We start from the raw sequence: 9,930 nt of genomic DNA on the forward strand, positions 1-9,930 counted from the left end.
TCCAGATGCCGCGCAATCGTCAGCTTGTCCGCCACCGTGAGGTTGATCCCCTCACGCTGCGCACCATCACGCAACGTCGTGTCGAAGACATGGAACCCGTCATCGACGGAGCAGGCCTCGGCCCGCTGCCCCAAGCCCGGTTCTCCCATGGCGAGCTCCTCGTCCTCGTGTCCACTTCTGCCGCCCGGCACGCTACTCACGCCCGGGGTGCCGGGCGGTTTCCTCCAGTGGGTGTGGACCGGGCCTCGAACGATCCTGATGTGATCCCCGGCACACGCCGAGGCCGGGGGCAGCGACCGGAGCGACCCTGCGCCGAACACTCTTGAGCGCCGTGTCAGCGCCGCGTCAGTTCCGTATGGGCGCGGCCCCGGATACTCGTTCAGCGCTTCCAGAGAGGGAGGGGGAGGGGTCTCATCCGGCGCACCCCGGACAGCCGATGACCAGCAGCCACCCCGCACGCATACCGCAGGACGAGCCGATGACCGTCGTCGTGGACGTCGGTGGCGCTCATGGCGCACTGCCCGTCCTGGACCTGCACGGCCCCGTGGACACCGCACGCGTCGAGGGGGCCCTGGACACCATCGCGCTCGGCCACCCGGCCGCGGCTTCCTGGCGTCCCGTGCTCGAAACCCACGACCCCGGGCGCCACACCCTACGGTTCACCGCGGACGAGGCGGCGGCCCCCGCCGACTTCCCGCTCGGCCGGCTCGCGGATCTGCTCACCCACCCCGGCGCGAGCGGCCCGCTGCCCGCGCGCCGCGTCGCCGCGACCCCGCTCCAGCGCGAGCTGTTCGCCGACGCGGCCGCCCACCCCGGCACCGGCCGCCAGGTGGAACAGCTCGCGTGGAACTGGGACGGGCCGCTCGACCCGGACCGGTTCACCGCCGCCTGGCAGTCCGTCTTCGACTGCGAGAGCGTGCTGCGCACCGCGTTCGAGGACGGACCCGAGCCGGGCATCGTGGTGTACGACCGGGTCGAACCCGAAGTGGTACGGCTGCCGCACGGCACCGCCCACTGGCACAGCCTCCTCGAACGCGACCGGCGGCGCGGACTCGACCCGCGCCGCCCCGGACCGCTGCGCATCACGGTGCTGGGCGGCGGACCCGCCATGTTCGGCACCGCCCCGCCCGTCCGCGTCGTGCTCACCTACCACCGCGCCCTGCTCGACAGTTGGAGCGCGCGCCTGCTGCTGCGCGAGTTCTACCGCGCCTACCTGGCCGGCGGCCGGCTGCCCGGCGGCGAGCGCCGCCCCGACATGGTGGATTACGTACGGTGGCTGACGCGCCAGGACACCGCCCCGGCCCAGGAGTTCTGGTCCCGCGGCGCACCGGCGAACCCGGACGCCCCCGGCCTTCCGGCCGGCACCGGCGCCGCCACCGGCAACGGCTGTTTCCGGCTCCGGCTGACCCCGGACGAGACCGCGCGCCTCGCCAACTGGGCCGGCACCTGGGGCGTCACCGAGAGCACCGTGCTCCAGGCGGTGTGGGCGCTGCTGCTGCACCGGCTCGGCGGAGCCCGGGGCGCGGCCCCCGTCCGCTTCAGCACCACCGTTTCCGGGCGGGGCATCCTGCTCGACGGGGTGGAACGCCTGCCGGGCGCGCTGTGCAACCCGCTGCCGCTGTCCGTCGTGGTCGACCCGGCCGCCCCGCTGCCCGGCTTGCTGGCCGAATTGCGCGACCGGGAAATGGACACGGCGGCGTACGAATGGGTCTCGGCGGGCCAGATCCGCTCCTGGACCAACGACGCGCTCGTCCCGGCCGACAGCCTCCTCAGCTTCGAGAACCGGCCGCCGGTCCCGGACGAGGTCACCTCCGAACTCGCCGCGCTGGGAATCCGGGTGGAACCCCCGGAGCCCCTCGGCGCCCACACGGCCTTCTCCCTCACGCTTGTCGCCCACCACGACGGCTCGGGCGGGCTCGCCCTGACCGTGTCGTACGACCGCGACCGCCTCGCCGACGCGACCGAGGTCCTCGCGTACGGGGCGCTGCTCCTGCGCGAACTCCCCGACCGGGCCGGGCCGTTCACGACCATCGGCGAGGCCCTCGATCTGCTGTCCGGCATGAACGCCGCGGTCGGCACCCCCGGCACCCGCGCCGATGCCGCCGGCACACCCGCGCTCGGGGTGCTGCGTCCGGCGGCGCACTCCGGCGCGGGCACCGTCGCCCTCGTCCAGGCACCCGGGCGGCGCCCCTCGTTCTACGACCGGCTCGCGCGGGCCTACCCGGGGCCCGAGGAACTCGTCCTGCTGCGCCCGGTGCCCGAAGGCGCGGCCGCCTGGCACCGCGCCCTCGGATCCCGCACCGGTGTGACCGGCCCCGTCACGCTGGGCGCGTGTACCGGGGACGGAGTCGCCGCGTACGAGCTGGCCCGGCTGGTCGCCGCGCACGGCGGCCGGCCCCGGGTCGTGGTGCTGACCGGGGCCACGGCCGGAGTCGGCGAACTCGCCCGGACGCTCGCCGCCGCGACGCGGCGCGCGGCATGACGTCCCCCGGGGCCGGCCGGTAGGCGGCCCCGTCCGAACCACCCGTCGTACAGCGGAGGTTGGGCATGTCCGAGTCAGAGTCTGTGGCCGCACAGGAACGCATGGCGGAACTCGTCTCCGATGCCTGGGTGGAGGCCCTCGGCATGGCCGGCGCCACTCAGGAGCCACGCACCCGGGGTGAGATAACCGCCGCCGCGCTGCGCGCGCACGGCGCCCTGTGTTCGGGGCTCGGCCGCACCGTGCCGGTCACCGCGTTCGCCGCCCCGCCCGGGGTGTGGGGCCTGGCGACCTTCCTGGCGGTGTACGCGGCCGAGGCCGCCAAGTCGGGTGCGGCAAAAGCGAGTTGAGGCACCGGCCGCTCAGCGCCGGGCGAGCGTGAGGCGCAGATTGCTGAAGTACTTGTCCTCCAGCGTGGCCGCGAGAATGCCCAGACAGCGCTCGACGCGGGTCACGCTCTCCTCGCCCGCCAGGACGACGGCGATGTCACGGCACCGCGCCAGGCGCTCCAGCCAGGCGCGGCAGGCGACCGCGAACGACTCGCGCTCATTGACGATCTCGATGATGTCGAAGACGTCGTCGGCGGCGCGGGCCAGCTCGTGCAGGTGCGGGATGTGCGCGTCGTGGAGCTCGGAGTGCCGCAGGAAGCGCAGGTCGTCCAGGAGCCGGTCGCCCGCCGGGCGGCGGCCGACGGTGATGGTGTGCAGGACGAACCGGGCGCCCGGCTTGAGCGCGCCGCCCACCTTGCCGAAGAAGGCGCCGTACATCTCGGCGCGCTCGCGCGGCCCCAGCGCGTACGGGACGAAGTGCTCCAGGGCGTTGATGCAGAACGCCGCGTCGTACAGCTCCCGCGGGGCGTGGTCCGCCCAGCTCTCCACCCGGGCGGAGATCCGCGGGTTGCCGAAGCCGGTGATGAACTCCTCCTGGGCGCGGCTGAGGGTGAGGCCGACGGCATGCGCCACGCCGTGCACGACGGTGAGCCGGTTGAGCATGGTGCCCCAGCCGCAGCCGACGTCGAGGACCCGGCGGGCGCCCGCGGCCCCGGCGAGCTCGACGAACCGGTCGAGCTTGCGCTCCTGGGCCTCGTCCAGGGTCTCGGTCAGCCCCTCGCCGTCCTCCCAGTACCCGCCGGAGTACACCATGGTCGGGCCGAGCAGGAGACGGTGGAAATCGGCGCTCTGGTCGGGGTGGTGGTGCCTGATGGTGTCGGTCCCGGCGGCCGTCCGTCCTGGCACCGTCGTCATGTGCGTCCCTAACTCCCGTACGGTGTCGCGCTGTTGGGAACCAGGAAAGCGGTCCACTCGCAACAGAGGCGCAACACGGGACGGACCCCGGGGACGCTGGAGGTCACCTCAAGGGCGGGCTGAGGGCCTCGAAGGCCCCGATGAGCACCGGGTCGAGTCCGTCCGCGGGCGCCCGCCCCGAGTCCGCGGGGCGGGGCCGCCGGGCCGGTTCGGCAGCGCGCAGCAGCTCCAGGTACGCGGCCTGGGTCTCGGGCGCCGGATCGATGCCCAGCTCCTCGGCGAGCACCTCGCCCAGGCGGTGGTAGGCGCGCAGCGCGTCCGCCCGGTTGCCCGCGGCGGCGTGCGCGGTCATCCGGCAGCGGTGGGCGCTCTCCCGGAACGGCGCCCGGCGCACCGCCTCGTCGGCGTAGCGCAGCGCATGGTGCTCGTCGCCGAGGCCGGAGGCCGAACGGCTCGCCAACTCCAGTGCAGTCAGGCGCAGTTCCTCCACCCGGTCCCGTACGCCGCCCGCCCACTCGCCCTCGTGGGCGGGCAGGAACGAGCCGCGCAGATTGGCGAGGGCGCCCGCCGCGAGCCGGCGCGCCACGGCGTGGGCGCCGTCGGCGAAGGCCGTCTCCGCCTCGGCGACCGCCACTTCGGCGGCCTCCAGGTCGACGGCGGTGTCGTCCGGCAGCCGCAGCAGATACCGGCCGCTCTGCGAGACCAGCGGGGTCTCGCCCGGGTTGAGCAAGGGGCTGGAGACGTAGGAGCGGACCCTGCTGACCACCCCGCGCAGGGCGGCGGCCCAGGTGTCGGGCAGGCCTTCGGGCCAGATGGTGTCGGCGAGGTGTTCGCGACTGGTCCCCGCGTCGCGGTCCAGCACCAGCCGGGCGAGGGCCGCCTGGGCCTGGGCGCTCGACACGTGCAGGGGCGCCAGGCCCTCGTGCTCGATGGTGACAAGCCCCATGAGTCTGATCAGCAACTCCGGCTCCCCTCCGGTCATCGGCGGCGCCGCGCCCAGCGGTCTGCGGCCTTGCGCGGCTCTTGCGTCTGTCGCCATTGAAGCGGCCGATGGCTCCAACCCGGCTCAAGAACGGCACGAGGTGGTGCGGTACCGCGCCCTGAAGGGGCGCGGGGAACTGCGCGACCGGCCAAGGACGGCCCGCAGCCGAAAACAACCGCACTCTTGGAAGCCCACTCGAAGCCCGCTGCACACCCGCCTCAGAACCGGGTGGCCCCGCCACCATGCGGGCTACGTTGCCCGGGCATCGTCAAATCCGCCCAACGGGTTCGTGGAGGCTCATGCGATGACGGCACCGACGAGGACCACCGCCCTGATCACCGGTGCGACCGGCGGCATCGGCCTGACCGTGGCCCGTGATCTGGGCCGGCGCGGACACCGGGTCTTCATCTGCGCGCGGACCGAGCAGCAGGTCAAACAGACCGTCGAGGATCTGCGCGAGGAGGGCTTCGAGGCGGAGGGCACCGGGGCCGATGTCCGCGACCGCGCATCGGTGGCCCACCTCGTCGCCGCCGCCGTCGAGGCCTTCGGCCCGATCGGCATCCTGGTCAACAACGCGGGGCGCAGCGGCGGCGGCGCCACCGCCGACCTCGCCGACGAGCTCTGGTACGACGTCATCGACACGAACCTCAACGGGGTCTTCCTGGTGACGAGCGAGGTGCTCAGAAACGGCGGCATGGCGGACGCGGCGTACGGCCGGATCGTCAACATCGCCTCGACGGCGGGCAAGCAGGGCGTTCTGCTCGGTGCCCCCTACTCCGCCTCCAAGCACGGCGTCGTCGGGTTCACCAAGGCGCTGGGCAAGGAACTCGCGCCGCGCGGCATCACCGTCAACGCGGTCTGCCCCGGCTATGTGGAGACGCCCATGGCCGAGCGGGTCCGCAAGGGCTACGCCGCCGCCTGGGACACCACGGAGGGGTTCGTGCAGGAGCAGTTCGAGGCGCAGATCCCGCTCGGCCGCTACTCGACCATGGAGGAGGTGGCGGCCCTGGTCGGCTATCTGACCACGGACAGCGCCGCGTCGATCACCGCGCAGGCGCTCAACGTCTGCGGCGGACTCGGCGCCTTCTGACCTCCGCCCGAGGGGCCCCGGCCTGTTCCGCCGGCCCCGCTCGGAACGCCCATCGCCCCCCTGACCTGCCGTGATGCCGCCGTGCGCCATGTTTGGCACCACGGTGGCTCGCCATGGCGCCACATGTGTGCCATAGTGATGACACGACCTCGCACCACGGAGGCCGAACGAACTGCGAACGCCGTGCGCTGCACCGTGCGACGTTCGACAACGCAAGAGCGCCATGCCCGCCGGAACCACTCGTCACCCGTCGACCAGCGGGGACGCCCAACAGACTGAGGATGGGGAAGCCATGCCTACTTTCGAGACCCCGAAGCCGATCACCGCCACGCTCCAGGTCGAGGCCGGCAGCGCCCGGATCGTCTCCGGCGACCGCGGCGACACCGTGGTCGAGGTGCACCCGACGACCGCCGGCAGCGAGGCCGACGAGCGGGCGGCCGAGCAGACCCGCGTCACCTACACCGACGGCAAGCTCCAGATCAAGACGCCGAAGGGACGCGTACTGAGCGGCGCCCCCGGCTCCGTCCGGGTCGAGATCGCCCTGCCGCGCGGCTCCCGCGTCAACGGCACCGCCTCGCGCGGCCACTTCGTCGCCAAGGGCCAGCTGGGCGAGTGCAGCCTGACGACCATGGACGGCGACATCCAGATCGACCACGCCGGCGAGGTCCAACTGCGCACCCAGAACGGCGACATCACCGTCGAGCGCACCCTCAGCGCCGAGATCACCACCGGCAGCGGCGAACTGCGGGTCGGCGAGATCCACGGCACCGCCGTCATCAAGAGCTCCAACGGAAACACCGAGATCGAGGAGATCACCGGTCAGGCGCAGCTGAAGGCCGCCGAGGGCAACATCTCGATCGGCCGCGCCCACACCGACGTCACCGCGACCTGCGCCACCGGCGACATCACCATCGAGGAGGCCGGCGGCCGGGTCGACCTGCGCACCCAGATCGGCAACATCCAGCTCGGCATCCCCGAGGGCACCGCCGCCTGGCTCGACGCCAACGCCCAGTCGGGCACCGTGCACCGCCTGCTCGACTCCGCCGACGGCCCGGGCGAGTACGGCGTGAGCGTCGACGTGTACGTCCGCACCAGCCGCGGCGACATCGTGGTCCACCGCGCCAACCAGCAGGCACAGCTCGCCGCCAAGGGCCTCTGAAGCAGCCACCGAAAGGAGCGGCACGATGTCCGTCCGCACTGAAGTCACCGCCCCAGCCATGGGGGTCACCGCACTCGGACTGCGCAAGGCGTACGGCGACAAGGTCGTACTCGACGGGGTCGACCTCCAGGTCCCCGAAGGAACCGTCTTCGCGCTGCTCGGCCCCAACGGGGCCGGCAAGACCACCACGGTGCAGATCCTGTCCACGCTCATCGCGGCCGACGCGGGTCACGCCCAGGTCGCGGGGCACATGCTGGCGGACAACCCGGACGGCGTCCGCTCCTCCATCGGCGTCACCGGCCAGTTCGCCGCCGTCGACGGTCTGCTGACCGGCGAGGAGAACCTGCTCCTGATGGCGGACCTGCAGCACCTCTCCCGCCGGGAGGGCAAGCTGCGCGCCGTCGAACTGCTCGACCGGTTCGAACTGACCGAAGCGGCCGGCAAGATGGCCTCCACCTACTCCGGCGGCATGCGGCGCAAGCTGGACCTCGCCATGACCCTGGTCGGCGAACCGAGCCTCATCTTCCTGGACGAGCCGACCACCGGGCTCGACCCGCGCAGCCGCCGCAACCTGTGGGAGATCATCCGCAATCTCGTGGACGACGGGGTCACCATCTTCCTCACCACCCAGTACCTGGAAGAGGCCGACCAGCTCGCCGACAAGATCGCCGTACTCGACGGCGGCCGGATCGTCGCCGAGGGAACCGCCGAGGAGCTCAAGCGGCTCGTTCCCGGCGGCCACATCCGCCTCCACTTCGCCGACCAGAGCCGGCTCGACGCCGCCGTCCACGCACTCGGCCAGGGCGTCCGCAACGACGAGTCGCTCACCCTGGAGATCCACAGCGAGGCCAGCGTCCCGGCGCTGCGCTACCTGCTCGACCAGCTCGACTACGCCGACGTCGAAGCCGCCTCCGTGACGGTGCACACCCCCGACCTCGACGACGTGTTCCTCGCCCTGACCGGCCGGCCCAACTCGCAGAAGGAGAGCGTCCGATGAGCGCCACCTCGTACGCCGTGCGCGACTCCCGGACGATGCTGCGCCGCAACCTCAAGCACGCGCGCCGTTACCCGTCCATGACGATCTCGATCGTCGCCATGCCGATCCTGATGCTCCTGCTGTTCGTGTTCGTCTTCGGCGGCGCGCTCGGCAACGGCATCGGGGCGGGCAACCGCGCAGACTACACCAACTACGTCACCCCCGGCATCCTCCTGATGGCCGTGACCTCCGGCGCCATCTCGACCGCCGTGTCCGTCTGCACCGACATGACCGAAGGCATCATCAACCGCTTCCGCACCATGGCGATCTCCCGCGCCTCCGTGCTGACCGGCCATGTGCTCGGCAATGTCATCCAGACCATGATCAGCCTCGTCCTGGTGATCGGCGTCGCCCTCGCGGTGGGCTTCCGGCCGACCGCGGGACCCGTGCAGTGGCTCGCCGCCCTCGGCATCCTCGCGCTGCTCGCCTTCTCGCTCAGCTGGCTCTCCGCCGCAATGGGCCTGGGCGCCAAGACCATCGAGGCCGCCAGCAACGCCCCGATGCCGCTGACCTTCCTGCCCTTCCTCGGCAGCGCGGTGGTCACCCCCGACTCGATGCCCACCGGGCTGCGCTGGTTCGCCGAGTACCAGCCCTTCACGCCGATCAACGAGACGCTGCGCGGGCTGCTCTTCGGTACGGAGATCGGCAACAACGGCTGGATCGCGCTCACTTGGGGCATCGGCCTCAGCCTCCTCGGCTACCTGTGGGCCCGCTCGGCCTTCGCTAAGCGGTAGGCGCGCACCACCAGAGAGTTGGACGATCCGATGACGGGGCCGTCCGGGCGAAAGCCCGGCGGCCCCGTCGGTGTTTTGAATACCGCTCGGCAACCGCTCGAATATCGGCCGATGCCACCCGGATTTCCCTTGCATAGCCGCTGCGGACGCTCATAAGCTCGGTGAGAAATTAAATGCGTATCGTGCCGCCGACGGCACACGCAACCCCGCCGACATCACCCGACCGGTGATCTCCGCGCCACGTTCTCGCATTCCGTCGAGCGTTTCCTCACTTCTGTAGAGGGGTCATGACTACACAAATACGCCGGCCCGGCCTGGCCATGGAGAGCCCGTTCATCTGGCGGGCCCGCCGACCGGGCAGCCGTCATCGACTGATCTGCTTCCCGCACGCGGGCGGCGGCGCGAGCGCGTTCGCCGACTGGGTGAACGCCCTGCCCGCCGACATCGAGGTCGTGGCCATCCAGCTGCCCGGCCGCCAGAGCCGCATCCTGGAGGACCCGGCCACCGAGGTCGAACCGCTGGTGCAGGAGGTGACCGAGGCCCTGCGCCCGCTCCTGACCGGTTCGTTCTCCTTCTTCGGCCACTCCTGCGGGGCGCTGCTCGCCTACGAGGTCGCGCAGCTCCTGTACGCCGAGGCCGGGCCCCGGCCCGAGCACCTGTTCATGTCCGCCCAGCCCTCGCCGGCCGCCGCGGCGCTGCGCCCGAAGATCCACAGCCTGTCGGAGGAGGAGTTCCGCGCCGAGGTCATGCGGCTCGGCGGGTTCAACGAGGAGGTCGCCCTCGACGAGGACGCGATGGACGAGCTGATCCCCACCGTGCTGGCCGACTTCGCCCTCTGGGAGCAGCACGCCATGACGATCGGCCCGCTCATCGACAGCCCCATCACGGTGATGGTCGGCGAGGCCGACGTCCGGGCACCCCTGGACACCATCGAAGGCTGGGGCGACCACACGTCGGCCGGCTTCGACACCCAGATCTACCCCGGCGGTCACTTCTACCTCTTTGACCCCGGCACGGACACGCAGGTCTTCGAGTTCCTCACCGAGACCCTGCTGGCCGCGTAGGCGCCGCGCCCGCCGAGTGGCGGCGGCGGGCGCCGCAAACGGCCCCCCAACCGGCCTCGAACGAGTCTGTAGTGCTTTCGGATCGAGCCGATACCGGCCTGGTCTACGCTATCGGCCAGGCCTTCGAATTACAGGCGCGGAG

Annotated in this window: 9 protein-coding genes; 7 read left to right on the plus strand and 2 right to left on the minus strand. The window is 72.0% G+C overall.

Annotated features, from left to right (window positions below):
- Positions 1–436: 436 nt before the first annotated feature.
- Together ACIBK6_RS32160 and ACIBK6_RS32165 are read left to right on the plus strand one after the other, a co-directional pair.
- On the plus strand, positions 437–2,482 hold the full coding sequence (locus tag ACIBK6_RS32160) for a condensation domain-containing protein (protein WP_399055205.1): 2,046 nt from the start codon (positions 437–439) through the stop codon (positions 2,480–2,482).
- 65 nt (positions 2,483–2,547) lie between these two features.
- Complete coding sequence (locus ACIBK6_RS32165) at positions 2,548–2,829, plus strand: hypothetical protein (protein ID WP_399055207.1); 282 nt, start codon at positions 2,548–2,550, stop codon at positions 2,827–2,829.
- 12 nt (positions 2,830–2,841) lie between these two features.
- On the opposite strand, the gene ACIBK6_RS32170 is transcribed toward ACIBK6_RS32165, so the two are convergent.
- A complete protein-coding gene (locus ACIBK6_RS32170) occupies positions 2,842–3,723 on the minus strand; it encodes an SAM-dependent methyltransferase (RefSeq protein WP_399055209.1) in 882 nt (293 codons plus the stop codon).
- Between the two features lie 103 nt (positions 3,724–3,826).
- The gene (locus ACIBK6_RS32175) at positions 3,827–4,684 is read right to left on the minus strand and encodes a BTAD domain-containing putative transcriptional regulator (RefSeq protein ID WP_399055211.1); all 858 of its coding nucleotides are present in this window, start codon (positions 4,682–4,684) and stop codon (positions 3,827–3,829) included.
- 325 nt (positions 4,685–5,009) lie between these two features.
- Between ACIBK6_RS32175 and fabG the strand changes: the two genes are divergently transcribed.
- The 5 genes from fabG to ACIBK6_RS32200 all read left to right on the plus strand — a co-directional run bounded on the left by fabG (position 5,010) and on the right by ACIBK6_RS32200 (position 9,788).
- The gene (fabG, locus tag ACIBK6_RS32180) at positions 5,010–5,795 is read left to right on the plus strand and encodes a 3-oxoacyl-ACP reductase FabG (RefSeq protein WP_399055213.1); all 786 of its coding nucleotides are present in this window, start codon (positions 5,010–5,012) and stop codon (positions 5,793–5,795) included.
- A gap of 292 nt (positions 5,796–6,087) precedes the next feature.
- Positions 6,088–6,954 (plus strand): DUF4097 family beta strand repeat-containing protein, encoded by an 867-nt coding sequence (locus ACIBK6_RS32185; protein WP_399055215.1) that lies wholly within the window; start codon positions 6,088–6,090, stop codon positions 6,952–6,954.
- Positions 6,955–6,979: 25 nt separating this feature from the next.
- The gene (locus ACIBK6_RS32190; protein ID WP_399055217.1) at positions 6,980–7,951 is read left to right on the plus strand and encodes an ATP-binding cassette domain-containing protein; all 972 of its coding nucleotides are present in this window, start codon (positions 6,980–6,982) and stop codon (positions 7,949–7,951) included.
- Entirely contained in the window at positions 7,948–8,724 is a 777-nt protein-coding gene (locus tag ACIBK6_RS32195; RefSeq protein ID WP_399055219.1) for an ABC transporter permease, read from the plus strand. Before ACIBK6_RS32190 ends, ACIBK6_RS32195 begins: the two co-directional genes overlap by 4 nt.
- A 287-nt stretch (positions 8,725–9,011) precedes the next feature.
- Complete coding sequence (locus ACIBK6_RS32200; protein WP_399055221.1) at positions 9,012–9,788, plus strand: thioesterase II family protein; 777 nt, start codon at positions 9,012–9,014, stop codon at positions 9,786–9,788.
- Positions 9,789–9,930: the final 142 nt, after the last annotated feature.

The sequence above is a fragment of the Streptomyces sp. NPDC050485 genome, assembly GCF_044458185.1.
Taxonomy (GTDB): domain Bacteria; phylum Actinomycetota; class Actinomycetes; order Streptomycetales; family Streptomycetaceae; genus Streptomyces.